A 25,457-nucleotide genomic window follows, 5' to 3' on the forward strand; every position below is an offset into this window, starting at 1 on the left:
ACGCTAAATCCGGAGAGCCAGATGAGCAATCTGAACAATTCAACAAAGGCACAGCTGGCGGAACGCTTTCGGCGCTTTATCGATCCCGAATACGTGATCAGCGACGACGAAACGCTGCGCCCCTACGAGTGCGACGGCCTCTCGATGTACTGTGAAATGCCGATGCTGGTGGTGCTGCCGGAAACCGTCGAGCAGGTACAGGAGGTGCTGCGCATCTGTCATCGCGAGCAGGTGCCGGTGGTCGCCCGGGGCGCCGGTACCGGCCTGTGCGCCGGCGCCATGCCCCATGCCGAAGGTGTGGTGCTGTCGCTGGCAAAGTTCAACCGTATCCTCGAGATCGATCCACTGGCCCGCAGCGCCCGGGTGCAGCCCGGTGTACGGAATCTGGCGATCAGTGAGGAAGCGGCCGCGTTCGGCCTTTACTACGGCCCGGATCCTTCGTCCCAGATCGCCTGCACCATCGGTGGCAACGTGGCCGAGAACTCCGGCGGCGTGCACTGCCTCAAGTACGGTCTGACGGTTCACAATATTCTCGGCGTCGAAATGGTCACGGTCGAGGGCGAGCGGGTGCAGATTGGCGGTGAGGGGCTGGACAGTGCCGGCATGGACCTGCTGGCGCTGATGACGGGCTCCGAGGGGCTGCTCGGCATCGTCACCGAAGTGCGCGTCAAGCTGCTGCCGACGCCGGAACGGGCGCGGGTGGTGATGGCCGGATTCGACAATGTCCAGACCGCCGGTGACGCGGTCGGCGGCATCATCGCCGCGGGCATCATTCCGGGCGGGCTGGAAATGATGGACACCCATGCCATCCAGGCGGCCGAGGACTTCGCCAGGGCCGGCTATCCGCGCGACGCCCGGGCGCTGCTGCTGTGCGAGGTTGACGGAACGGCTGAGGAGGTGCAGGAGCATATCGAAACGGTCGAAACCCTGTTCGCTCAGCTTGGTGCCACCTCGGTCCGCACTTCCCATGACGAGGCCGAACGTGCGCTGCTGTGGAAAGGCCGCAAGTCGGCATTCCCTGCGGTCGGGCGCATCTCGCCGGACTATTACTGCATGGACGGCACCATACCGCGCGGCAAACTGGCTCAGGTGCTGACCGAGATGGACCGGATGGCGGAGCGGGTCGGTCTGAGGGTCGCCAACGTTTTCCATGCCGGCGACGGCAACCTGCATCCGCTGATCCTGTTCGATGCCAACGTCCCGGGGGAGTTCGAGAAGACAGAAGAGCTCGGCGGCAAGATACTCGAGCTCTGCGTCGAGGTCGGCGGCTGCATCACCGGCGAGCACGGTGTCGGGGTTGAGAAGCTCCGGCAGATGCCGGTGCAGTTCAGCGATCAGGAGTTGCGCCAGTTTAACGCGATCAAGGATGCCTTCGATCCGCAGGGTACGCTGAATCCCGGCAAGGGAGTGCCGACGCTGCGCCGCTGCCAGGAGTACCGGTCGATCGAAGCCAACCCCGAAGCCGTGGGAGCCTGAAATGAGCGATATCAGCCAACAGCTGCGGGAACAGATCCTGCAGGCGCGTGCGGGCGCAACCAAACTCGATATTCGCGGCGGCGCAAGCAAGCGCTTCATGGGCCGCGAGCCGCAGGGCGAGGCGCTCGAGGTCGGCCGTCACCGTGGCATCGTCAGCTACGAACCGGTGGAGCTGGTGCTGACGGCCCGGGCCGGCACGCCGCTCGAGGAGATCGTCGCCGCGCTGGACGAACAGGGACAGATGCTGTCGTTCGAGCCGCCATGCTTCGGCGGCAATGCCACCCTCGGCGGTACCCTGGCCTGCAACCAGTCCGGGCCCGGCCGGCCCTGGGGGGGCTCGGTGCGCGACCAGGTGTTGGGTATCCGGCTTATCAACGGTCTCGGCGAGGAGCTGCGTTTCGGCGGCCAGGTGATGAAGAACGTCGCCGGCTACGATGTCTCGCGCCTGCAGGCCGGAGCCATGGGAACGCTGGGTCTGATCACCGAGGTCAGCCTCAAGGTGCTGCCCAAGCCTGGCGAGACCCTGACCCTGGTGACAGAGACCAGCATGGCCGAGGCGGTGCGTCTGATGAACGAGCGCGCCGGCCAGCCAAAGCCGCTCTCGGCCGCGTGCTGGCACGACGGTCGTCTCTACCTGCGCCTTTCCGGCGCCCGCAGCGCCGTCGACGCCACCGTGCGTCAGTGGGGCGGCGAGTTGCTCGAGAACGATGTGGCCTTCTGGCGGGAGCTGCGCGACCAGCGTCTCGGCTTTTTCGACGGCGACGCGCCGCTGTGGCGCTTCTCGCTGCGGTCGAGCGCCGAGCCGCTGCCGCTCGAGGGCGACTGGCTGATCGACTGGGGCGGCGCCCAGCGCTGGTACCGGGGCGATGCCGACCGGGCCCGGCTGGACGCGCTGGCCGCTGAGGCCGGAGGTCAGGTCAGCCTGTTCCGTGGCGGTGACCGCAGCGGCGAGGTGATGCCCGCGCAGGCGCCGGCGCTCAGGCTGATTCAGCAGCGGCTGAAGCGGGCCTTCGATCCGGACGGCCTGTTCAATCCCGGACGCCTCTACAGCTGGATGTGACGCCATGAAAACCAATATTCTCCCGCAATACAAGAACAGCGCGCAGGGGCAGGAGGCCGAAGAGATTCTGCGCACCTGCGTACACTGCGGCTTCTGCACCGCCACCTGTCCGACCTATCAGGAGCTCAACGACGAGCGTGACGGGCCGCGCGGGCGCATCTACCTGATCAAACAGCTGCTCGAGGACGGCAAGGTCACCGAGAAGACCCGTACTCACCTCGACCGCTGCCTGACCTGTCGCAGCTGCGAAACCACCTGTCCGTCGGGCGTCCAGTACGGTCGGCTGGTGGATATCGGTCGCGGTCTCGTCGAGGCGCAACTGCCAAGAGAACCGAAGGAGCGATTGCTGCGCTGGGGACTGCGCCAGGTGCTGCCCTATCGCCATCGCTTTACCCCGCTGCTGCGTGCCGGCCAGCTGTTGCGACCGCTGCTGCCGGCGCCGCTCAAGACCAAGGTGCCGCCCCGGCGCGTGGCGAAACCCTGGCCCGCGAGCAGCCACCCGAGGGTGATGCTGGCTCTGGCCGGCTGTGCCCAGCCGGCGGCCGCACCCAATACCAATGCGGCGGCAGCCCGGGTGCTGGACCGTCTTGGCATCACCCTGGTCGAGGCGCCGAAGGCCGGCTGCTGTGGCGCCGTCAGTTACCACCTGTCGGCGCACCAGGACGGGCTCGATTTCATGCGGCGCAATATCGATGCCTGGTGGCCCGCGATCGAGGCCGGCGCCGAGGCGATCGTGATGACCGCCTCGGGCTGCGGCGCCATGGTGCAGGAGTACGGGCATTTGCTGCGACAGGACCCGGAGTATGCCGACAAGGCGCGCCGGGTCAGCGAGCTGACCCGGGATCTCGGTGCCGTACTGCTGGATGAGGACCTGTCGAAGCTCGGTCCGGACAAGGGCAGCGACAAGGTCGCCTTCCATTGTCCCTGCACGTTGCAGCATGCGATGAAGCAGAGCGGCGTGGTCGAGCAGGTATTGCGCAAGGCCGGCATTGACCTGGCCGTCACCCGCGACAGGCACCTGTGCTGCGGTTCGGCCGGTACCTATTCGATCCTGCAGCCCAAGATGAGCCAGCGGCTGCTGAACAACAAGCTGAAAGCGCTGACCGTCGACAATCCGGACCGGATCGTTACCGCCAATATCGGCTGCCAGCTGCACCTCGAAACCCGATCCGAGGTGCCGGTGCAGCACTGGATCGAGCTGTTGGACCGGTGAAGGTGCTTAATCGGTGCGGTTCGCGTTGCTCACCGGCACCCTACGGGGCCCGATATATCGTAGGGTGCCGGTAAGCGAAGCGCACCGCACCGTACTTTACCGCCAGCGCGCACGCTTCGATGATGCGCGCCTGGGTGCTATGCTGTGCCGGTTTTCGCCCAGACCGCCACAGGGAAAAGTCTCGATGAGTGAACGCCGCAGCGACGCGCGCAGCAGTGCCAGCAAGAAAAACGCTTCCTCCGGAGCCGGGCAGGTGCAGTCCCTGACCCGGGCGCTGACGCTGCTGCAGCGTCTGGCGACCTCTGATATCGGCCTCAACCTGACCGAGCTGTCCGGCGGCGTCGGGCTGGCGCCCTCGACCGCGCACCGGCTGCTCAACAGCATGCGCCAGCTGGACTTCGTGGACTACGACGAACAGAGCGGACTCTGGTCGGTCGGGGTCACCGCTTTCTCGGTCGGCAGTGCCTATCTCAAGAAGCGTGATTTCGTCGCCCAGGCCCGCCCTTACATGAAGCAGCTGGTCGCCGAGACCGGCGAAACCTCGAATCTTGCGGTTCTGGAAGGCGTGCAACACGTGTTCGTCGGTCAGGTGGAGTGCAACGAGGTGATGCGCATGGTGGTGCAGATCGGCAGCCGCGGCGCGCTGCATGCTGCCGGTGTCGGCAAGGCGCTGTTATCGGCGCTCGAAGACGATACGGTGATGGCGATCATACAGCGCACCGGTCTCGAGGCGATGACGCCCAACACCATTACTTCGCCAAGCGCCTTTCTCGAGGAGCTCGGGCGCATTCGCGACCAGGGATATTCGGTCGACAACGAGGAGCAGACCTCGGGCCTGCGTTGCGTGGCGGCCAACATTTACGACGAAAACGCCGAAGCGATCGCCGCCGTCTCGATCTCAGGGCCCTCTGTGCGGGTGAAGTCGGACCGCATTCCGGTCTATAGCGCCGCGGTGATCAAGGCGGCCGACGGCATTACCCGTGCCATTGGCGGCCACCGTCCGTCTTAACCGCCTGCTAAGGCGCTGCGAGGCAACAAAGGGAGCTACGTCGGATGCTTGTCGCGCTGACTCTGATTATCGGCCTCCAGGTGCTCGGAACCCTGGTGGCCGAACTGATGGCGTTACCGGTGCCGGGACCTGTGCTCGGCATGCTGCTGTTCCTGCTGCTGTTGCCACTGCTGCCGCGGGAATGGAAGGAGCTCGAGCAGGTGACGCGTTTCTTTCTTGCCAACATGTCGCTTTTGTTCGTTCCGGCGGCGGTCGGTATCGTGCGTCATCTCGATCTGGTCAGTCCCATCCTGCTGCAGCTGCTGGCGGTGCTGTTGCTGAGCCTGATCGTCGGCCTGGCGGTGACGGCCTGGGTTTTCGCCACACTGGCGCGGCGCCTGGCGCCGGCGCGGGACGGGGAGCTGGAGCCATGAGCCTTGAGCCGCTGGCGTTCTGGGTCTACCTGGAGCGAAACCCTCTGATCTGGTTGCTGGTGACGCTGTCGGCTTTCGTGCTGGCGCAGTGGCTGCATCGCAGTGCGCGTTATTCGCCCTGGCTCAATCCGGTGGCCACCACCGTATGCCTGCTGGTGCTGTTCCTGTCGCTGACCGGCGTCTCGTACGAGGATTATTTTGCCGGCGCCCAGTTCATCCATGTGATGCTGGGGCCGGCAGTGGTGTGCATGGCGCTGCCGATGTGGCAGAGTCGGCAAAGTCTGAGGCGTAGCCTGCCGGCGCTGCTGCCGGCGCTGCTGGCCGGTTCGCTGGTGTCGGTGCTCAGTGCGCTGGGGCTGGCCTGGCTGTTCGGCCTCGACCGCAGCCTGCTGCTGACGCTGGTGCCCAAATCCGTGACCGCGCCGGTGGCCATGGGCATCGCCCAGGACATTGGCGGCATACCGGAGCTGGCGGCGGTCATCTGCGCCGTCACCGGTATTTTCGGCGCGGTGCTGTCGCTGCCGCTGATGCAACGGCTGCGGATCCGCGACCGACGTGCCCGCGGCCTGGCACTGGGCGTCAATGCCCACGGCATCGGCACCGCCGCCGCCTTCCAGCAGCACGTCGTTACCGGCGTCTACAGCTCCATCGGCATGGCGATGAATGCGGTGCTCACGGCTGTCCTGGCCGGCACTCTGCTGCTGATCTGGCTCTGACCCCGCCGCTGCGGGCTATGCTTAAAGCGTGACCACAGGTTCAGGGCCGGGACTGTCTCGGAGCCGGTCCGTCCGTGCATAGAGGAGGCCAGTCATGGGTGATCTTTTCGAAAATCCCGCGGGGCTCTGCGGCTTCGAGTTCGTCGAGTTTGCAGGTCCCGAGCCCGACAAGGTTGCACAGGTGCTGCGCATGCTGGGTTTCACGAAGGTGGCGCGGCATCGCTCCAAGCAGGTCGATCTTTACCGCCAGGGCGGCATCAACTTCATTCTCAACCGCGAGAAAAAAAGCCTTGCCGACTATTTTGCCCAGGAGCATGGTCCGTCCGCCTGCGGGTTCGGCTTTCGGGTGCGCAATGCCCACGCCGCCTACGCCCACGTGCTCGAGCGCGGGGCTCAGCCGCTGGAGATCCCCACGGGGCCCATGGAGCTGCGGCTGCCCGCAATCAAGGGTATCGGTGGCGCGCCCATTTACCTGATCGACCGTTTCGAAGAGGGCTCGTCGATCTACGATATCGATTTCGAGTTTCTCGACGGCGTCGACCGTCACCCCGAGGGCTGCGGCTTCTACGAGATCGACCACCTGACCCATAACGTCTATCGTGGCCGCATGGCCTTCTGGGCCGACTTCTACGAGCGCCTGTTCAACTTTCGCGAGATCCGCTACTTCGACATCAAGGGCGAGTATACCGGCCTGACTTCCAAGGCGATGACGGCGCCGGACGGCAAGATCCGCATTCCCCTCAACGAGGAAGCCTCCGCCGGAGGCACCGGTCAGATCGAGGAGTTCCTGATGCAGTTCAACGGCGAAGGGGTACAGCATATCGCCCTGCGCTGCGACGATCTGCCGGGCTGCGTCGATCGTTTGCGTGACAACGGCGTGCCGCTGATGACGGCGCCACCCGATGCCTATTACGAAATGCTCGAGGAGCGTTTGCCGGGGCACGGCGAGCCGGTGGAGGAGCTCAAGGCGCGCGGCATTCTGGTCGATGGCAGTACCGCGGACGGCGAGGTGAAGCTGCTGTTGCAGATATTTTCCAGCACTCTGCTGGGGCCGGTGTTCTTCGAGTTCATCCAGCGCAAGCAGGACGAGGGATTCGGCGAGGGTAATTTCAAGGCGCTGTTCGAATCGATCGAACGCGACCAGATTCAGCGCGGCGTGATCAAGGGAAGCTGCGAATAAGTCCCACAGAGATCAAATGGGACTTGTTCGCAGGTTCCCAAATCAGGCCTTGCCGATACGCTTCTGAGCGGCCGCCGGCCCCTTGGTGCCGGTTGCGTTGTAGAGGGTCTGGGCCGGGTTCTGGCCACGCAGCAGATTGAGCAGCTGCTCGTTGTTGCGGCTGTTGCGCACGATCACCTGTTCGTTGCGCAGGTTGAGTCGGCTGATCTCTTCCAGATCCTGCTGCAGCTGCTGCCAGGCCTCATCGGCCACAGGACGCTGCGGTTCCGGCAGACTGTTCAGCCAGGTGGACACAGCAGCGCCGGACGCTTCGATGCCGCAGCCGGACAACAGTGCAGTACGTTCCCGGTTGATTTCGGAAAACTGTGCCAGCAAATGCTGTTTGGCGTCGGTCGAGCCGCGCAGCGCGTCCAGGTCCTGCCGCTGCAGGGCTGCAAGCTCGGCGTCGAGCTGCGCCCGCAGATCCGCCAGAACGGCGCTACCCCGGCGAGCCAGGGTGGTGAAGGATTCTGCGGCGCTCGAGCTCAAGGGGTTCAGTCCAGCAGGGATTCGAAGTCCAGCATGCGTTCGGCGACGCGCTGGGAATCGATCTGATAGCTGCCGCTCTCGATTGCGGCACGCAGCTCTGCCACCCGCTTTTCATCCACTTCCGGGGTGTCGGCCAGACGCTTGTCCGCTGCCTGCAGGGCCTTCATGGCTTCACTCAGACGCACTTCGTCACTGCTGCCGGCAGATGGCGCTTGCGCCGCCGGCCGCCGTTCCGTGACGGTGTCGTTGTCGGTTTTGGCACGGGTACTGTTAGCCTGGCTGTGCGGAGGCAGTCCCGTGAAATTGATTGCCATCCTGTGTGTCCTCATTTGCCTTACGCTGAGGGTTATCGGCCGATTCGGAAAATCTTTAGGTTTTTTTGATCTGGCGCATATCGAAACCCGCGTCTGTGTATTTTAGCGCCCCGGGCCTGGGTCGCAAAACGTAGAATGCTTCAGCGTCCGGCCGGGTGTACCAGACCCCTGGCGACGATACGTGCCCGTATCTCCTCGCCCGAGCGGTCGTTACGCACCCGGATCTGCTCGCCCTTTTCGCCGTCTTCGAGCGCGGTGCCCTGGGCGCGAATGCGCAGGCTGCCGGTTTTGACCTCGATGATGAGGCTGTCGCCGCGGTGAATCAGCACAGGCTCGGTCAGCATACCGGCGTTGAGCAGGCTGCCGTTGGCGATGTTGCGGCTGGCGCTGCGGCCGATAACGTCTTCCGGGCGGGTGTAGTAGCCGCGGCTGTTGTCGCTGATATCCTGCTGCCGGATGCTGATATCACGGTTATCGATGATCTCGCCGCGACCGAGCGGGCGACGGCTGACGACGACGTCCCGCAGCACTTCGACTCGGGCCGTGACGAACAGACCCCAGTTGCGCGGGCCGGCGCAGGATACACGGGTCGTAAGGCGGCTGCCGCTGCCGCGTGGCGGCTCCACGCTCAGCGGGCTGCTGCAGTCGGGCAGTTGCAGGGCGGTGCTGACCGGGTTCAGGTGCAATCGGATCTCAGCATTTGGAAACTGCTGCCGATAATGTTGTTCGAGGTAGCGCGCTGCGGCTGCCTCGACGTCGGCGGCGCGGGTTTCGGCCTGCGCAGGCCCCAGCAGCAAAAAGGTGGTCAGGCCAGCGATGAGTGGTGTTAAATAAGGACGGCTCACAAGGATGTCCTGACCGCATTGGGACTTTTAGCGACTTTTGTAAACAAAGCAACGGGTAGTGATGATGTCAGGTATCCTGGACACTGTAAACCTGAGAACCCAGATGGTCGGGCAGAACCGGCTGGAGCTGCTGCTGTTCGGGCTGGAAACCGATCAGCAGTACGGTATCAACGTGTTCAAGGTGCGTGAAGTGCTGCAATGCCCGCATCTCACCGAGGTACCTCGCCAGACGACGGCGGTGAAGGGGATGGCGCATATTCGCGGGGAAACCATCCCGGTGCTGGATCTGTCCGAGGCCATTGGACGGACTCCGATCCCACAGGACCAGCGACAGGGCTGCTTCCTGATCGTCGCCGAATACAACAAGCGCACCCTGGCGTTTCTGGTTCGCAGCGTCAACCGCATTTTCAATACCCAGTGGGATCAGATCATGCCGCCGCCGGCGGAGATCGGCGCAGAGAACTACCTGACGGCGGTGTTCGAGTTCGAGGGCCGGCTGATCGAGATTCTCGATGTGGAGCAGATTCTGGCGGACCTGTACCCGACTCCGACAGCGGTCAGCGAGGAGGTCGCCACCGAGGACGTGCGTCGTGAGGCGAAGCAGCATCATGTGCTCATCGTCGATGACTCCAGTGTCGCACGGCACCAGATGCAGCGCAGTCTCGAGGATCTGGGCGTCAAGGTGACGGCCGCCAACAATGGTCGTCAGGCCTGGAACCTGCTGTGTCAGCTTGCGGACAAGGGGCATGATCCCAGCGAGGTGTTTCTGATGATGATTTCCGACATCGAGATGCCCGAGATGGATGGTTATACCCTTACCTCGATGGTACGCGAGGACACCCGGATGGCCCGGCTCAACGTGGTGCTGCATACCTCCCTGAGCGGTGGCTTCAACGTCTCGATGGTGAAAAAGGTCGGGGCCGATGGCTTTTTGGCCAAGTTCAATCCCAACGATCTCGCCTCGGTGGTGGTCGAACGTATCGAGAAGGTCAAAGCGGCGCGCTGAAGGACGACAGGATGATTCAGGGGACAGGGCTGTCTTTCAATATCAAGAGCGACGATTTTCGGCAGTTCTGCCAGTTTCTCGAATCCAGCTGCGGCATTCTGCTGGCCGAGCACAAACAGTATCTGGTGCAGAGCCGGCTCGGTACCATCATGCGCGAGCAGCGGGTCGCCTGTCTGAGCGACCTGCTCAAGCTGCTCAAGAGCCCTTCCGGTCTGCGCCTTCGCGAGCAGGTCATCGATGCGATGACCACCAATGAAACGCTCTGGTTCCGCGACGTACACCCGTTCGAAATTCTCTCCGGCAGAGTGCTGCCGGAGCTGCGCGGCGAGATCGGTTACCGCCGCCTGCGTATCTGGTCGGCGGCCTGTTCGACCGGTCAGGAACCCTATTCCATCAGCATGCTGCTGGACGAGTACCGACAGGCGAACCCGGGCGCCTTCGGCGCCGGTGAGGAAATTCTGGCGACCGATATTTCCAGCCGGGTGCTGGAGCAGGCCCGCTCAGGGCGTTACGAGATGCTGGCGATCGGCCGCGGGCTGGCGCAGGACCGCCTGCAGCGTCACTTCATGCGCGAAACCGACGGCAGCTGGACGCTCAAGCCCGGCATCCGCTCGCGGGTGCGCTTCCAGAGCCTCAACCTGCTCGGCCCCTACGGCAGTCTCGGCCAGTTCGACATCATCTTCTGCCGCAATGTACTGATCTATTTCTCCACCGAACTCAAGCTCGACATCCTGCGCCGCATGCGCGCGCAGTTGCGACCGGGCGGGTATCTCTTCCTCGGCGCCTCCGAGTCGCTGTCGGGATTGTCCGACTGCTACCGCATGATTCACTGCCGCCCCGGCATTATCTATCAGGCCGTTTGAAACCGTGGGAGCGGCGCCCCGCCGCGAATGCTTTGCCAGCTGGCGGATCGTCGCTTCCTAGGGCCAAGCGAACGGCGCCGGATACCTGGCACGTTTCGCTTAGGCTCAAGGTGCCCTACGGCGCAGGGGCGACGATCTCCGTAACCCGTAACCCGTAACCCGTAACCCTTAATGCCTGACGCGTAACCATTCCATCCTTGCCGCCCGGCGGCAAAGCGGCAATCGGCTGCCGCAAAGGTATAGGGTGTCAGATCGAAAAGCCCGGAACGACGGGTTTTTCGGCTATTGGCATATCCATTGCTTCTTTAGTGTCGAGAGCTAACGAGAGGCAAGCGGATGTCCATCAGTTTCGACAATGCGCTCGGTATCCACGCGGAAGCGACCCTGCTGCGCGCCCGGCGCGCCGAGGTGCTGGCGAACAATATCGCCAACGCCGATACACCGGGGTTCAAGGCCCGCGATATCGATTTTGCCGCCATCCTCAAGGGTGAGCAGTCTGCCGGGCCGGCTCTGCCGTTGCAGACCACGAGTGCCGGTCACCAGCAGCCCCTGGTCGATCCGTCGCTTGCCGCAGACCTGCTGTTCCGCACGCCGACGCAGCCAAGCGTCGACGGCAACACCGTCGAAATTCAGCAGGAGATGGCGCGCTATACCGAAAATGCGCTCGACTACCAGGCCTCGTTCGACTTTCTCAATCGCAAGTTCAACGGTCTCAGCAAAGCGCTGAAGGGTGAGTAAGCATGTCGCTGTCCAATGTCTTCAATATCGCCGGTTCCGCCATGAACGCCCAGACCGTGCGGCTCAATACCACGGCAAGTAACCTGGCCAACGCCGAAAGTGTCAGCTCCAGTTATGGCGAGACCTACCGGGCCCGTCATGCCGTGTTCGAGGTGCAGCCGCTCGAACAGCAGAGCCTGTGGCCGGCGGGCGAGAGCGAGGCGGGGCAGGGCGTCCGGGTGGGGGCGGTTGTCGAGAGCGGGGCGCCGTTGCGTCAGGAGTACAGCCCCGGCCATCCGATGGCGGACGAAAACGGCTATATCTACTATCCCAACGTCAACGTCGTCGAGGAAATGGCCGACATGATCTCGGCCTCGCGTTCTTTCCAGATCAATGCCGACATCATGGACACTGCCAAGCAGATGCTGCAGCGTACCCTGTCGCTCGGCCAGTAGGGGAGGTAAGCCTCCGTGAGTAACGTCAACAACGTCAACGGCAGCAATGTCTTCGACCAGATAAACCAGGCCAACCAGGCCAATGGCTCCTCGAAGAGCAAGGCCGAGTCCGACAGCGAAATGTTCATGAAGCTGATGATTGCGCAGCTGCAGAACCAGGACCCGACCAGCCCTGCCGACACCACCGACTTCATGCAGCAGATCGCCACCATGAGCAACGTCGAGAGCATCGCCAACCTCACCACGGCGGTCGAGTCCATGGGCGAGTCGCTGCTGAGCAGCCAGGCCGCGCTGCAGGCCTCGTCGATGGTCGGTCAGAAGGCTTTCGTGCAGACCGATCTTGCCAACCTGCCGGAAGACGGCCAGGTGGACGGGCTGGTAAGCCTCGAGAATGCCGCCTCGGACGTGTGGCTGTCGGTATACGACCGCAACGGCGTGCTGGTGGATCGCCAGCAGCTGGGCGCTCAGGTCGCCGGCGATCACAGCTTCGTCTGGCGCGGCAACGACGAGGCACCGGCCGGCCAGTACAAGGTCGTGGCCCAGGCTCAGGTCGGCGACAATCTCGAAACGCTGCCCGTCTATATCGGGCACCGCATCAACAGCGTCACCCTCGGGCAGAACGGAATCGGCATGCAGGTCAACACCGACGTCGGCTCGACCTCCGTCGATAACATCAAGCAACTTGGCTGAGAGAGAACAGCATGGCAGGTTTCAATACGGCGATTACCGGGCTGAAAGCGGCCTCGACCGATCTGGATGTCACCGGTAACAATATCGCGAACTCCAGTACCGTCGGTTTCAAGGCCTCTCGCACCGAGTTCGCCGACATCTACGCCACCGCCGTGGTCGGCGCAGGCTCCAGCAATATCGCCGGTTCCGGCGTCACCGTTTCGGATATCGCCCAGGATTTCAGCGCCGGCACCATCGAGTTCACCAACAACAACCTGGACCTGGCGATCAACGGCGCCGGCTTCTTTCAGCTCGACGATGGTCAGGGCGGCGTGACCTACACCCGTGCCGGCGCCTTCGAGCTCGACAAGGATGGCAATATCGTCTCGAAGAACGGCAGCTATCTGCAGGGCTACGGCCTGGACGCAGACGGCAACCTGCTGCCGGTCGGCAACCTGGCGGTCACCGAGAAGGAGAGCCCGCCCAAGGCCACCGAATCCATCGACCTGTCGTTCAACATCGACTCCCGCGAGGATGCGACGCTGCTGACCGCGCCTTACGACAAGGATGACCCCGGTTCCTTCACCTACAGCACCACGGTGCGGACCTTCGACAGCCTGGGTAACGAGCACACGGTCAAGTTCAACTTCGTCGAGCAGCGTCCGGTGCGCGAGGTTTACAGCTTCGATGGCGACACCGCGACCCTGTCCGGCATCGCGGGGGTGGGCGCCAGCGCGCTGGCGGGCGATCCGGACCTGCGCAATGCCCTGGTGGCGGCGGATCCACGCATCGATCCGGAATCCTTCGTTTACGATGCGGTCACCGATACCACCACCTTCGAGTTCTACGCCGAGGCGACCGCGTCGGGCGACATGATCCTAGGTACCGGTGCCAGCGCCGAGGCGCTGACGCCAATCGAGCGCCCGTCCAACGAAGTCCATAACTATGTCTTCGACGACAGCGTCTTTAGCGCCGGCGTCGACGGCAACGAGCTGGCGAACGAAACCTCGGTCGAAATCGGCGGTATCCCGGTGGTACTGAGCGCCGGTTCCACCAAGGCCGACGTCGGCACCGCGATCGAAGCGTCCCAGGGGCGCATCCTCGAAGCGAACCCGGACGTCGAGTCCGTTGTGTTCGACGGCTCCGGCATCGTCATTACCTTCAAGGCGGATGCCGGCAACGTCGACACGCTGCCGATCAGCTTTGCCAGCGGCGATGAGTTCTGGGATCTGGATGACCCGGCCGTTCCGGTGACCATCGAAGGCGACAATTCCTTCCAGGGCGTGTACCGCACCTACGCCTACCTCAATGGCGAGCAGCAGCTGGATCTCGGCAAGGCGGTCGACCCGGGCGAGCCAGGCTCCTCCAATGTGCCGCCGCTGACCGAGGTCGGGCCGGTGATCGTCGAGTTCGATCCCACCAACGGTCTTTTGACCAGCGTCAACGGCCGGGACTTCGTGCCGGGCGCCAATGTTCCGCCGATCACCATCTCCGGCGCCGACCCGGCCGACCCGAATACCCAGATATCGCTGGATATCACCAATACCACCCAGTTCGCCTCCGCCTCCATCGTCAAGAGCCAGGCGCAGGACGGCTACACCAAGGGCGACCTGATAGGGGTCTCGTTCGGCGGCAACGGCGAAATGGTGGCCTCGTTCAGCAACGGCCAGAACCAGTCGCTGGGTGTCGTCGCCATCGCGACCTTCGAGAACCAGTCGGGCCTGCAGCCCAGCGGCGATACCGAATGGACCGCAACGCTGGACTCGGGGGATGCCGTGATCAACCCGCCCGGAACCGGCCTCAACGGTTCGCTGCGCTCGGCCGCGCTGGAGCAGTCGAACGTCGACCTCTCGGCGGAGCTGGTCAACCTGATCGAGGCGCAGCGCAACTTCCAGGCCAACTCCAAGACCCTGGAAACGCTCAACACCGTAACGCAGACGATACTGCAGATCTGATAGTTGCAAGTGACGCGTGACGCGTGATGGGTTACGCGTCAAATAACCCCACCGACGATCCGTAGGTTGGGTGGAGCGGCGCAGCCGTGAAACCCAACACACACTCTGCCGGCCGAAACCAATCGATCTGGAATGCGATCGATCTTGCGGGTTACGCGCTGTGCTCTGTTGTAGGTTGGGTCCAGCGGCGCAGCCGCGTAACCCAACAGGCTCTCTGCCGACCGAGACCAATCGATCTGTACTGCGATCGATATTGCGGGTTACGCGATGCCCGTATCTCGCGGAAAACTTTCAAATCAATCGGAATGCATCGCTAGACCCACCCTCCGGTGCGTGCCATATTCCCGTCACCCGTCACCCGTCACCCGTCACCCGTCACCCGTCACCCGTCACCCGTCACCCGTCACCCGTCACCCGTAACCCGTTACCCGTCACCTCTCCTGGCACATGCCTTGCTTGATACCTGTAAATGCCGCTGAAGCGGCAATGGATTTCCCCGGTGTTTGCCCTGTTCGGCAAGCGCCCACAGGAGCGAGCGATGGATAAAGTGCTCTATGTGGCGATGAGCGGTGCCCGCGAGACGATGCTGGCGCAGCAGGCCCATGCCAACAACCTGGCCAATGCCACCACCACGGGCTTCAAGGCGGATCTCGCCCAAGCCCGCGCCATGCCGGTGTACGGCGAGGGCTGGGCGAGCCGTGTCTATGCCCAGACCGAACGCCCCGCCACCGATACCAGCACCGGCACCCTGACCCAGACGGGGCGGGATCTGGATGTCGCCATCGACGGCGAAGGCTGGCTGGCGGTGGTCGCGCCGGATGGCAGCGAGGCCTATACCCGTGCCGGCGAGCTGCAGATCAATGCCGCCAACCAGCTGGTCACGGGCAGCGGTTTGCCGGTGCTGGGGGCCGGTGATATCCCGATCATCATTCCGCCGTCGGAAAAGGTCGATATCGGTGTCGACGGTACCATCAGCGCCCGCCCGCTGGGTGAAGATGCCGCAGAGCTGCTGCTGGTGGACCGCCTCAAACTGGTCGACCCCGATGCCGGTACCCTGTTCAAGGGCGAGGACGGCCTGATGCGAACCGGCGACAACCAGATTCAGCCGCTGGCGCTGGATGTGCGCATCCGTCCGGGGTATCTGGAAACCAGCAACGTCAACGCGGTCAGCGAACTGACCGATATCATCAGCCTGGCGCGTCAGTTCGAGGTGCAGGTGAAGCTGATGAAGACCGCCGAAGAAAACTCCACCGCCGCAGCCCGCGTGCTGCGGCTGAGCTGATCGCCCCAAGGCAGAAAATTGCTCCTGCATTTGCTGCATAGAGGCCATCCATGGCCAAGGAGATAAAACGATATGAACGGAGCCCTGTTCGTCGCCAAAACCGGCCTCAGCGCCCAGGATACGTCGCTGAAGGTGATTTCCAACAACCTCGCCAATGTCAGCACCGTCGGGTTCAAGAAGGATCGCGCGGTGTTCGAGGACCTGCTGTATCAGATCAAACGGCAACCCGGCGCCCAGTCGGCGCAGGACTCGCAGCTACCGTCGGGTCTGCAGCTTGGCAGCGGCGTGCGCGTAGTCGGCACCCACAAGCAGTTTTCCACCGGCGACCTGCAGATCACGGAGGAGCCGCTGGACGTGGCGATCAACGGCCGTGGTTTCTTCCAGGTGGTGCAGCCCAACGGCGATCTGGCCTACACCCGCAACGGCCAGTTCCAGATCAACAGCGACGGCCAGCTGGTGACCGCCGAAGGCTTTTTGCTGGAGCCGGCGATCACCATTCCCGACGAGGTGCTGAACCTCAGTATCGGTCTCGACGGTACCGTCCAGGCCACGGTGGCCGGCGATCCCAATCCGCAGGATCTGGGACAGCTGGAACTGGCGGACTTCGTCAATCCCCAGGGCCTCGAGGCGATCGGTCAGAACCTCTTTGTCGAGACCGCGGCCAGTGGCGCCCCTCAGCTGGCGATCCCGGGCGAGGCCGGTACCGGCCTGCTGCAGCAGGGCACACTGGAGGGTTCCAACGTCAATGCCGTCGAGGAGCTGGTGAACATGATCACCACTCAGCGCGCCTACGAGCTCAACTCCCGCGTGATTTCGACGGCCGATGAAATGCTGTCGTTCGTGACGCAGCAACTCTGATAAGACCGAGGTGAGACGATGAAGCCGCGCTGCCTATCCGTACTGATGCTGGCCCTGCTGCTTGGCGGCTGCGTCTCCAAACCGCCGGAGCCGGACAACCCCTATTTCGCGCCGGTGCCGCCGCAGGCGTATCAGCCGGTGGCTCCGGTCAATGGCTCCATCTACAATGCGGCGACCAGTATGAATCTCTACGGTGACGGTCGTGCCAGCCGCGTCGGCGATATTCTCACCATTGTGCTGTCGGAGCGCACCCAGTCGTCCAAGTCCGCCGAGACCGACATCGACAAGAGCAGCGGCTTCGACCTGCCGCAGCCGAACATCTTCGGCAACGCGCTGAGCGCTTTCGGCAATCCGGTCAGCGCCTCCTTCGACAGCGACAGCGAGTTCGCCAGCGAGGGCACCTCGGACATGAGCAACAGCCTGTCCGGCAATATCACCGTGACCGTGCACGAGGTGCGGCCCAACGGTACCCTGCTGGTGCGGGGCGAGAAATGGCTGACGCTGAACCAGGGCGACGAGTACATCCGCGTCAGCGGTATCCTGCGCGAGCGCGATATCGGTCCGGACAACACCGTCGCTTCGACCAAGCTTGCCGATGCCCGCATCTCCTACAGCGGCACCGGCGCTGTCCACAATTCCAACGTTACCGGCTGGCTCGGAAAGTTCTTCCTGAGCCCGCTGTGGCTGTTCTGAGGAGTACAAGGCGATGCTCGACAGCTTGCGCAAGATCGTAGGATGGGTGAAGCCGCCATTGGTAAGCGGCTGGCGTATAGCGCGGTGGGTCGGGCGGTGTAACCCATCACCGGTTGGTAGCCATGGTTTGATGGGTTCCGCGACGCCCGAACTGACTTGCCACTCCAGTTTTCGGTGTAAAAGCGTCGCTCACCCATCCTACATCCTGGTAATGTTTCTGATCGGTTTCGCCGGCTTTGCCCAGGCGGACCGCCTCAAGGACCTGGCCTCGGTGGCCGGCGTGCGGCCCAACCAGCTGGTGGGCTACGGCCTGGTGGTCGGGCTTGACGGTACCGGTGACAAGACCAGCTTCACCTCGCAGACGTTTCGCAACATGCTCAACAACTTTGGCGTCGCCATTCCCGCCAACGAGAACCCTTCGTCGAAGAACATCGCGGCGGTGGCGATTCATGCCGAGCTGCCGGCGTTCGCCAAGCCCGGCCAGACCATCGACATCACCGTCTCGGCGCTCGGCGACGCCAAGAGCCTGCGCGGCGGCAGTCTGTTGATGGCGCCACTCAAGGGCGCCGACGGCAACGTCTACGCCATCGCCCAGGGCAACCTGGTGGTGTCGGGGCTCGGCGCCGAGGGGCGTGACGGTTCGCGTATCACCGTCAACGTGCCCAGCGTCGGCCGCATCCCCAACGGCGCTACTGTCGAGCGCGCAGCGCCGAGCGCCTTTGCCCGGGGCGACAGCCTGGTGCTGAACCTGCATCACGCCGATTTCACCACCGCGCGGCGGGTGGCCGAACAGATCAACGGTCTGCTGGGCCCGGGCGTGGCCACGGCGCTCGACGGCGCCTCGATACAGGTGCGGGCGCCGCGTGACCCGTCGCAACGCGTCTCTTACCTCTCGGTACTGGAGAATCTGCAGATCGAACCGGCCGAGGAAGTCGCCAAGGTCATCATCAACTCCCGTACCGGCACCATTGTGATCGGTCAGAACGTGCGTATTTCGCCGGTGGCGATCACCCACGGCGGCATGACGGTTTCGATCACCGAGTCGTTCGATGTCGATCAGCCCGAGCCGCTTGGTCGCGGCGAAACGGTGGTGACGCCGCGCAGCGGAGTGGAGGTCGATGAAGGCTCGGGCCATATGTTCGAGTTCGCGCCCGGGGCGACGCTGCAGGATATCGTCGAGGCGGTGAACCAGGTCGGCGCTGCGCCCGGCGACCTGATGGCGATACTCGAGGCCCTGAAGCAGGCAGGCGCCTTGCGCGCCGAGCTGGTGGTGATCTGATGGAAAACAACCGTCTGCCCGGCGCCAAAGCCGCGCTCTATACCGATCTCAACCAGCTCAGCGAGATCAAGCGCACTTCGAAGGACGACAGCCCCGAAGCGCTGAAACAGGTGGCGAAGCAGTTCGAGCAGATGTTCATGAGCATGATGCTCAAGAGCATGCGCGAGGCCAACGCCGGCTTCGCCGAGGACAGCCCCTTCAACAGCAGCAATGTGCAGTTCTACCAGGGCATGCTGGATCAGCAGATGACGCTGGAGTTGGCGCAGGGCAAGGGTATGGGGCTGGCCGAGGTGCTGGTGAAGCAGCTCGGCCAGCAGCTCGATATCGCCGGTAAACCTGAGGACAGACGCGATCTGAAGCCCCTCGGCGAGTCGGACCGCATGCTGCGCCGGGCCTTCGACGGCGGCGCCGGACTCGGTTCCCGGTCGCGGATCGGACAGGCGGCGATGGCAAAACCGGCGGAGCCAGCCGATGCCGGACAGGCGGCGGAGCTGCCGCCCCATGTCAGCGCGCCGACAGCGGATGCCGGTGCCCGCGTGGAACCGGAGCGCTTCGAGTCGCCGGCGCACTTCGTCGCCGAACTGCTGCCCCACGCCGAGCGCCTGGCGCCGCAGATCGGCGTCGATCCCAAGGTGCTGCTGGCGCAGGCGGCGCTCGAGACGGGCTGGGGCCGGCATATCGTCGGCGATGGCGCCGGCAACAGCAGTCGCAACCTGTTCAATATCAAGGCCGACAGCCGCTGGCAGGGCGAGCGGGTCGGCGTGACCACGCTGGAGTACCGCGATGGCCTGGCGGTGCGCGAGCCCGCCGCTTTCCGTTCCTACGGCTCCTACGCCGACAGCTTCGAGGACTATGTGAGGTTTCTCAAGCAGAACCCGCGCTACAGTCAGGCGCTGGAGCGGGCCGCCGATCCCGGGGCCTATCTGCAGGAGCTGCAGGCCGCCGGTTACGCCACGGACCCGGCTTATGCGCGCAAGATCGAGCAGATTTTCGCGGGTGAGCAGTTGTCGGGAGCGTTGAAGGATGGAACCTAAAGTGACGTGTCACGCGTAATCTTGATACTCAGTTTGAGTGAAGTCTTGTCACTGAACGCTGAAGTGTGGTCGGAAAATGCTCAAGATTCAGGTCGTCCCGCCGCTAAAAGGCGGATGAACGAAGGGGTGCGCCCCACAGGAGTTACAGATGTCCAGCTTTGATCTGCTGTCCCTCGGCGTGCAGGCCGTACGGGTCAGCCAGACCGGCCTCTCGGTGACCGGCAACAACATCAGCAACGTCAACACCCCCGGCTACAGCCGCCAGGTGAGCTATCCCGAAAGCCGGGAAGGCGGTGGCGTCGAGCTGGATCACATCCGGCGGATCACCGACCGCTACCTGAACGACCGTGTCTGGGCGGACAGCTCCCGCTTCGGCGCGGCCGAGGCCTACGAGGCCCTGTCCAACGAACTCGATGACCTGCTGGCAAGCGACAGCACCAGCCTGTCCGAAGGCCTGGACAGCTACTTTGCCGCGCTGCAGACCGCGGCGGACGATCCGGCCTCGGTGACCAATCGTGAGCTGTTCCTGGCCGAAGCCGATGCCATGGTGCGCCGTTTCCAGGATCTGCACGGCCGCATCGCGACTCAGAACGAAACCGTCAACACCCGCATTCGCGAGCTGACGCAGGAGGTCAACAGCCTTGGCAGTCAGGTGGCGGATCTCAACGATCGTATCCGCATTGCGACCAGTGCCGGGCAGTCCGCGTTCGAGCTGCTGGACCAGCGCGAAGAGGCGATCCGCCAGCTGTCGAGCCTGGTGGACGTTCAGGTCACCGACCAGTCCAACGGAGAGCTCAGCGTATTCGTCGGCAACGGCCAGCCGCTGGTGGTGGGTATGACCGCCAATCCGATGCAAGCCTATCCGGGCGATCCGGACCCTTCCAGCTTCGATGTCGGACTGGTCGTGGCCGGGCGCAACACCGAACTGACCGCGCAGATCAGTGGCGGCGAGCTGGGCGGACTGCTGCAGTACCGCGACGAGTCCCTCGGCAAGTCGCTGGACGAGCTCGGCCGGCTCGCGCTGGTGCTTTCGGAAACCATGAACGAGCAGCACAAGCTGGGCATGGACCTGGACGGCAACCAGGGCGGACTGCTGTTCAAGGACATCAACAGTCTGCAGGCGCAGCAGTCGCGGGTACAGGCGGCGGTGGGAAACTATACGCCGCTGCAGGACTCTCCGCGGGTGGAAATCACCGACGTCGGGCAGCTCAAGGCCGAGTCCTACGAACTGATCTTCCAGGGCCAGAACGATTTCGTGATCCGCCGCGGCAGTGACGGTGTGCTGCTTCGGCCGGCGCTCGATCCGGGGTCCGATCCCGCCACCGGCGATATCAGCGTGACGCTGGACGGCTTTACGCTGAGCCTGAACAGCGAGGGCAATATTCCTTTCGCGGCGGGCGATCGCTTTCTGATCCGGCCGTCCCGTAACGGTGCCGAGGAGCTGCAGCTCAATATCCACAACGGGCGTCAGCTGGCGCTGGCCTCCCCGGTGACCGTGAGTGGCGACAGCGGCAATACCGGTACGGCCAAGGCGTCGGTAAGCGTAACCGACTCTCTCGAGTTCCCGGCGCCGGCGGACTTTCCGGTTACGGTCGCGTTCAACCAGACCGGTCCGACCACCTTCGACTACCTGATCAACGGTGCGCCCGGTGGCAGTTTCGACAGCGCCGCGCCCGAGCCGATACAGATCGACGGCTACCAGCTCGAGTTGACCGGCATGCCCGCGGACGGCGACAGCTTCACGCTGGCGTACAACGAAGGCGGTGTGTCCGATAACCGCAACGCGCTGCTGATGTCGCAGCTGATGAAAAGCGCGACATCCCTCGATGGCAACTACCAGGAAACCTATACCCGGCTGATCGAACGCGTCGGCACCGATACCCGGGTGGCGCAGATGGACCGCTCGGCGGCTGAGTCGGTGTTGCAGAGTTCGGTGGCGCGCCGGGATGCGGTCAGTGGCGTCAACCTGGACGAGGAAGCGGTGAAGCTGATCCAGTTTCAGCAGGCCTACCAGGCCGCGACACAATTGATTTCGGCCTCGCAGCGGATCTTCGATTCGCTGCTGCAGGCGGTTTAACGGGGCCCGAGAACGATGAGACTTTCGACACAGCAGTTCTTCCTGCAGAACCTCGATACCGTCAGCCGCGGCAATGCCGAGCTGTTCAAAGTGCAGCAGCAGCTGGCCTCCGGCAAGAAGGTGCAGCAGCCCTCGGACGACCCGCTGGCGATGACCCAGATTCACAAGTTCGACCGCGTCATCGCCCGCACCGAGCAGTTCAGCCGCAATATCGACGTTTCCGAGCGTCGCCTGAACCTCGAGGAGAGTACGCTGGCGCAGGTCAGCGACAGTCTGCTGCGGGGCAAGGACATCGCGGTGCAGGCCGGCAACGGCAGTCTGTCCGACAACGACCGGTCCATTATGGCCGAGGAGCTCGACCAGTTGCTGGGGCAGCTCACGGGGCTGGTGAATACGCAGGATGCGCAGGGCGAGTATCTGTTTTCCGGCTACAGGGGCGGGACGCCGAGCTATGCCCGGAACGCGGCCGGCCGCTACGAATTCCAGGGCGATTCCGGCCAGCGGTTTCTCGAAATCGGCGAGAACACCACGATCGCCGCGACCGACTCCGGAGCGGCCATCTTCGGCAGCGGCGAGGCCAACGTGCTCAACGCCGTTCAGGATCTGCGCGACCATCTGACCGGCGTGCCCGCAAGCCCCACGCTCAGCGAGGCTCAGGCATCGATCGAGAACCACTTCGAGGAAGTGGTGATTCAGCGCGCCCGGATCGGTTCGCGGCTGAGGGTGCTCGAGGACCAGGGCAACGCTCTGGCCGACTTGAAGCTCTATACCCAGCAGACGCTGTCGAAATTCGAAGATACCGACTACTACGAAGCGACCAGCCAGCTGCTGCTGCAGCAGAACGCGCTGCAGGCCGCCTATTCGAGTTTCGGCAAGATCCAGCAGCTGAGCCTGTTCAATGTCATCGGCTAATCGGGCGCTCGAGGATCTGGAGCGGCTGTATCGGCTGACGGAGCAGGCAATGGAACGGCTCAAGGCCGGTGATCTCGAGACAATGATCGGGACGGAAAGCGAGAGGCGCGAGTTGATGGCAACGATTGCCTGGGAGTCGCTGAAGGGAGATCGGAGCGCACTGAAAAAGCTCCAGGAACTGGTCGCTCTGGATACCGAGCTGCGCCAGGCGGCCACGGCTGTCAGGGACACGCTGGGGCAGCGGCTTGCCAAGCTCAGACGCGGCAACAGCGCTGTCGGTGTCTACAACCGAATTGACGGCTAAGGCGCTAAAGTTCTGTTGCGGCCGGCCGCTACCAAGGGCATCTGCATGAACGCGCCCTGGGGGTATGGCAGTTTTGCCCTGTGGCGTTTCGAGATGAGGGATAAACCATGGCCATTGATCCAGCAGCATCGTCCGGGAAACTGATACCGGGTGCTGTCCTGCAGGGCAGCGATGAGCGCCCTGTGCGTCCGGCACAGGAGGGCGGGCTGACGCACCGCCCGGTCGAGCAGGCCGCCGAGGCCGCAGATCTGCAGCAGCAGGCCGCGGTGGTACAGGAAGCGGCACAGCATCTCAACGAAGTCGTGAAGCTGATCAGCAGCAATCTCGACATATCGGTCGACGACAACCTGGGCCAGACGGTGGTCAAGGTCGTCAATCGCGAAAACGAAGAGGTCATTCGGCAGATACCCTCCGAGGAAGTGCTGGCACTGATGCAGCGGCTGAGCGAAATTTCCGGCCAGTATGCCGCGGACAGAAGCGGCCTGCTGATCCATGATCAGGCCTGAACGACGTCGGCCCTGCAGCGACGCATAGCGAGAAATCCAATCAATGGCGAACATCACCTTTTCCGGCATCGGCTCCAGTCTCGACACCCAGGCGATCGTCAACGCCATCGTCCAGGCCGAGATCCAGCCGCAACGCCAGTTGCTGAGCGATCGCAAGTCCGCGATCAACAGTCAGCTTTCGGCCATGGGCAAGCTCAAGAGCGCGCTTGAAGGGTTTCAGAAGGTTCTGGAGGACCTTAAGAGCCCGGACAAATTCCAGGCCCGCTCGGTCAGCGTCGGCAATGAGGACCTGCTGTCGGTATCGGCTTCGGGCTCAGCGGTGCCGGGGCGCTACAGCGTTCAGGTCGAACGGCTCGCCGAGCAGCACAAGCTGATCACCGCCGCCGGCAGTTTCAGCAGCAGTTCGGACGCCGTGGGCACCGGCTCGCTGTCGATCAGTGCCGGTGACAACAGCTTTACCGTGGATATCGAGGCCGGCAAGTCGTCGCTCGCCGATATTCGCGATGCGATCAACAAGGCCGCCGACAATGACAGCGTGTCCGCCACCATCGTCAATGTCGACGATGGCAGCGGTGGTACCGAGGCGCGGCTGGTGCTGACGTCGATTGACGGTGGGGTCGCCAATCAGATTTCGGTATCCGCCACCGATGACGACGGCAACTCGAGCGATGCCAGCGGTTTGTCGCAGCTCAGCTACGATGCCGCGACGGCAACCGGCAATATGGCCGAACACCAGGCAGCGGTCGATGCCTTGATTTACGTCGACGGCCTGGCGGCGACCCGTTCGACCAACTCGATCAGCGACGTGATCGACGGCGTCACACTCGATCTCAACAAGGCCGAGCCGGGAACCGAGATCACAGTCGACGTGGGAGTCGACAACGACAAGATCGCCGAGAACGTCCAGGCCTTTGTCGATGCCTACAACAACGTAAGGTCGATCGTTAAATCGACCTCGGAAAACAAGGACGCCAGCGCGCTGAGCGGCGATGCGACGGTACGCTCGATCTACAACCAGATGCGGGCCCTGATGTCGTCGCCGGTCACCTCGGCCTCACCCGATCTGAACGTGCTGAGTCTGGTGGGTATCGAAATCGACCAGTACGGCACCATGTCGCTGGATCGCGAGAAACTGGACGAAAAGCTCGATATCAGCTTTTCCGCCGTATCGGACCTGTTCGCCAGCAGCGACGGTATGGCCGCCCGGCTGGATACTCTGATTGACAGTTATACCGAGTTCAAGGGACTCCTCGAAAACCGCACCGATGGCCTGAACAGGCGCCTGGACGGTATCAGTGACGCCGAGGAGCGCCTTGACCGTCGAGAGGAGTCCATGACGCTCAGGCTCTCCCGCCAATACAATGCGATGGATACACTGGTGGGGCAGCTCAATTCCACCGGCAGCTACCTGGCCGCTCAGCTGGCTTCGCTCAACAGCTCATTCGGTAATTGAGAGAGAATTTATGTATAAGGGTATCAACCAGTACCGGCAGATTGACACCGAAACGGCTGTGCACAATGCCAGCCCTCACCGCCTGATCCAGATGCTGTTCGAAGGCGCGCTCAAGAGCGTTACGGCGGCAAAGGGCGCCATGGATAACGGCAGTCCTGCGCAGCTTGGTGAGCACATCAAGAAGGCCGCTACCATCATTGCCGGCCTCGAGGAAGGCTTGGACAAGGAAAACGGTGGCGAGCTGGCGGAGAATCTGGAACGTCTGTATCAGCATGCGCAGGACACGCTGGTGCTGGCTCAGTCCGAAAAGAGCGTGGCCAAACTCGATCAGGTGACCGCCATACTGCTGGAACTGAAAAGCGGCTGGGACCAGGTCGCACCGTCAGCGGACTGAACCGCGCGCGGGCCCATGTTGCGGCCTCGGGTAGTCGGGAGGTTTCAACCACTGGCGTGTTTGCGAAGAGATTGAAAAAGCCCCTGTAGCGAATGCTGCCGGGGCTTTTTCTTGGCCAGCCTCAATTGCTTGGGGGCACGCGAAAAGGCATCGGTCGCTCCCTTTCCCCGCGGTTTAAAAATTGTTTTTGAAATCGCCAAAAAAAGGCTCAAGCATGGGGGGAACTAGCCGTTAAAAGGGGTACAC

Annotated in this window: 27 protein-coding genes; 24 read left to right on the plus strand and 3 right to left on the minus strand. The window is 63.3% G+C overall.

From position 1 onward, the window contains the following. Positions 1-21 precede the first annotated feature (21 nt). The 7 genes from IEX85_RS15980 (at position 22) to hppD (ending at position 7,067) form a co-directional block, all read left to right on the plus strand. Positions 22-1,476 (plus strand): FAD-linked oxidase C-terminal domain-containing protein, encoded by a 1,455-nt coding sequence (locus tag IEX85_RS15980; protein WP_188861612.1) that lies wholly within the window; start codon positions 22-24, stop codon positions 1,474-1,476. Position 1,477: 1 nt separating this feature from the next. Further along, complete coding sequence (gene glcE / locus IEX85_RS15985) at positions 1,478-2,536, plus strand: glycolate oxidase subunit GlcE (RefSeq protein WP_188861613.1); 1,059 nt, start codon at positions 1,478-1,480, stop codon at positions 2,534-2,536. A 4-nt stretch (positions 2,537-2,540) separates the two neighbouring features. Beyond that, positions 2,541-3,749, plus strand: coding sequence for a glycolate oxidase subunit GlcF (gene glcF / locus IEX85_RS15990; protein WP_188861614.1), 1,209 nt, complete (start codon positions 2,541-2,543; stop codon positions 3,747-3,749). A gap of 184 nt (positions 3,750-3,933) precedes the next feature. Then, the gene (locus IEX85_RS15995; RefSeq protein WP_188861615.1) at positions 3,934-4,758 is read left to right on the plus strand and encodes an IclR family transcriptional regulator domain-containing protein; all 825 of its coding nucleotides are present in this window, start codon (positions 3,934-3,936) and stop codon (positions 4,756-4,758) included. A gap of 44 nt (positions 4,759-4,802) precedes the next feature. Then, complete coding sequence (locus tag IEX85_RS16000) at positions 4,803-5,171, plus strand: CidA/LrgA family protein (protein WP_188861616.1); 369 nt, start codon at positions 4,803-4,805, stop codon at positions 5,169-5,171. Further along, positions 5,168-5,887, plus strand: coding sequence for an LrgB family protein (locus IEX85_RS16005; protein WP_188861617.1), 720 nt, complete (start codon positions 5,168-5,170; stop codon positions 5,885-5,887). Before IEX85_RS16000 ends, IEX85_RS16005 begins: the two co-directional genes overlap by 4 nt. A 94-nt stretch (positions 5,888-5,981) precedes the next feature. Beyond that, positions 5,982-7,067, plus strand: a complete 1,086-nt coding sequence (gene hppD, locus IEX85_RS16010; RefSeq protein WP_188861618.1) for a 4-hydroxyphenylpyruvate dioxygenase — start codon at positions 5,982-5,984, stop codon at positions 7,065-7,067. A gap of 42 nt (positions 7,068-7,109) precedes the next feature. Here hppD and IEX85_RS16015 read toward each other — a convergent pair whose 3' ends face one another. The 3 genes from IEX85_RS16015 to flgA form a co-directional block, all read right to left on the minus strand. Next, positions 7,110-7,595 carry a flagella synthesis protein FlgN gene (locus tag IEX85_RS16015; protein ID WP_188861619.1) on the minus strand — a complete coding sequence of 162 codons (486 nt, stop codon included), beginning with the start codon at positions 7,593-7,595 and terminating at the stop codon, positions 7,110-7,112. A gap of 5 nt (positions 7,596-7,600) precedes the next feature. Continuing rightward, positions 7,601-7,909: a flagellar biosynthesis anti-sigma factor FlgM gene (gene flgM, locus IEX85_RS16020; RefSeq protein ID WP_188861620.1), complete on the minus strand. Its 309-nt coding sequence runs from the start codon at positions 7,907-7,909 to the stop codon at positions 7,601-7,603. A gap of 140 nt (positions 7,910-8,049) precedes the next feature. Further along, a complete protein-coding gene (gene flgA, locus IEX85_RS16025) occupies positions 8,050-8,754 on the minus strand; it encodes a flagellar basal body P-ring formation chaperone FlgA (RefSeq protein ID WP_188861621.1) in 705 nt (234 codons plus the stop codon). 64 nt (positions 8,755-8,818) lie between these two features. Here flgA and IEX85_RS16030 point away from each other — a divergent pair, with 64 nt between their 5' ends. The 17 genes from IEX85_RS16030 (at position 8,819) to fliS (ending at position 25,211) form a co-directional block, all read left to right on the plus strand. Next, positions 8,819-9,760 carry a chemotaxis protein CheV gene (locus IEX85_RS16030; protein ID WP_188861740.1) on the plus strand — a complete coding sequence of 314 codons (942 nt, stop codon included), beginning with the start codon at positions 8,819-8,821 and terminating at the stop codon, positions 9,758-9,760. 11 nt (positions 9,761-9,771) lie between these two features. Further along, complete coding sequence (locus tag IEX85_RS16035) at positions 9,772-10,623, plus strand: CheR family methyltransferase (RefSeq protein ID WP_188861622.1); 852 nt, start codon at positions 9,772-9,774, stop codon at positions 10,621-10,623. A gap of 336 nt (positions 10,624-10,959) precedes the next feature. Further along, on the plus strand, positions 10,960-11,361 hold the full coding sequence (flgB, locus tag IEX85_RS16040) for a flagellar basal body rod protein FlgB (RefSeq protein WP_188861623.1): 402 nt from the start codon (positions 10,960-10,962) through the stop codon (positions 11,359-11,361). Between the two features lie 2 nt (positions 11,362-11,363). Next, positions 11,364-11,795, plus strand: coding sequence for a flagellar basal body rod protein FlgC (gene flgC, locus IEX85_RS16045; protein ID WP_188861624.1), 432 nt, complete (start codon positions 11,364-11,366; stop codon positions 11,793-11,795). A gap of 15 nt (positions 11,796-11,810) precedes the next feature. Beyond that, the gene (locus tag IEX85_RS16050; protein WP_188861625.1) at positions 11,811-12,485 is read left to right on the plus strand and encodes a flagellar hook assembly protein FlgD; all 675 of its coding nucleotides are present in this window, start codon (positions 11,811-11,813) and stop codon (positions 12,483-12,485) included. A gap of 11 nt (positions 12,486-12,496) precedes the next feature. Beyond that, positions 12,497-14,419: a flagellar hook-basal body complex protein gene (locus tag IEX85_RS16055; protein ID WP_188861626.1), complete on the plus strand. Its 1,923-nt coding sequence runs from the start codon at positions 12,497-12,499 to the stop codon at positions 14,417-14,419. A gap of 538 nt (positions 14,420-14,957) precedes the next feature. Further along, on the plus strand, positions 14,958-15,701 hold the full coding sequence (gene flgF / locus IEX85_RS16060; protein ID WP_188861627.1) for a flagellar basal-body rod protein FlgF: 744 nt from the start codon (positions 14,958-14,960) through the stop codon (positions 15,699-15,701). 72 nt (positions 15,702-15,773) lie between these two features. Next, entirely contained in the window at positions 15,774-16,559 is a 786-nt protein-coding gene (gene flgG, locus IEX85_RS16065; protein ID WP_188861628.1) for a flagellar basal-body rod protein FlgG, read from the plus strand. Between the two features lie 18 nt (positions 16,560-16,577). Next, positions 16,578-17,252, plus strand: coding sequence for a flagellar basal body L-ring protein FlgH (gene flgH / locus IEX85_RS16070; protein ID WP_188861629.1), 675 nt, complete (start codon positions 16,578-16,580; stop codon positions 17,250-17,252). A gap of 211 nt (positions 17,253-17,463) precedes the next feature. Next, a complete protein-coding gene (locus IEX85_RS16075) occupies positions 17,464-18,531 on the plus strand; it encodes a flagellar basal body P-ring protein FlgI (protein WP_188861630.1) in 1,068 nt (355 codons plus the stop codon). Continuing rightward, on the plus strand, positions 18,531-19,565 hold the full coding sequence (gene flgJ, locus IEX85_RS16080; protein ID WP_188861631.1) for a flagellar assembly peptidoglycan hydrolase FlgJ: 1,035 nt from the start codon (positions 18,531-18,533) through the stop codon (positions 19,563-19,565). The genes IEX85_RS16075 and flgJ overlap by 1 nt, the downstream gene beginning before the upstream one ends. A gap of 148 nt (positions 19,566-19,713) precedes the next feature. Further along, positions 19,714-21,642: a flagellar hook-associated protein FlgK gene (gene flgK, locus IEX85_RS16085; RefSeq protein WP_188861632.1), complete on the plus strand. Its 1,929-nt coding sequence runs from the start codon at positions 19,714-19,716 to the stop codon at positions 21,640-21,642. Positions 21,643-21,657: 15 nt separating this feature from the next. Continuing rightward, positions 21,658-22,554 (plus strand): flagellar hook-associated protein FlgL, encoded by an 897-nt coding sequence (flgL, locus tag IEX85_RS16090; RefSeq protein WP_188861633.1) that lies wholly within the window; start codon positions 21,658-21,660, stop codon positions 22,552-22,554. Further along, positions 22,541-22,858 (plus strand): flagellar protein FliT, encoded by a 318-nt coding sequence (gene fliT, locus IEX85_RS16095; protein ID WP_188861634.1) that lies wholly within the window; start codon positions 22,541-22,543, stop codon positions 22,856-22,858. Before flgL ends, fliT begins: the two co-directional genes overlap by 14 nt. A gap of 107 nt (positions 22,859-22,965) precedes the next feature. After that, positions 22,966-23,364 (plus strand): flagellar protein FlaG, encoded by a 399-nt coding sequence (locus tag IEX85_RS16100; RefSeq protein ID WP_188861635.1) that lies wholly within the window; start codon positions 22,966-22,968, stop codon positions 23,362-23,364. A 43-nt stretch (positions 23,365-23,407) separates the two neighbouring features. Then, positions 23,408-24,817, plus strand: coding sequence for a flagellar filament capping protein FliD (gene fliD / locus IEX85_RS16105; RefSeq protein WP_188861636.1), 1,410 nt, complete (start codon positions 23,408-23,410; stop codon positions 24,815-24,817). Between the two features lie 10 nt (positions 24,818-24,827). Further along, complete coding sequence (fliS, locus tag IEX85_RS16110) at positions 24,828-25,211, plus strand: flagellar export chaperone FliS (RefSeq protein WP_188861637.1); 384 nt, start codon at positions 24,828-24,830, stop codon at positions 25,209-25,211. Positions 25,212-25,457 lie beyond the last annotated feature (246 nt).

It is taken from the genome of Marinobacterium nitratireducens, from assembly GCF_014645375.1.
In the GTDB taxonomy this organism is placed as follows: Bacteria; Pseudomonadota; Gammaproteobacteria; order Pseudomonadales; family Balneatricaceae; genus Marinobacterium_A; species Marinobacterium_A nitratireducens.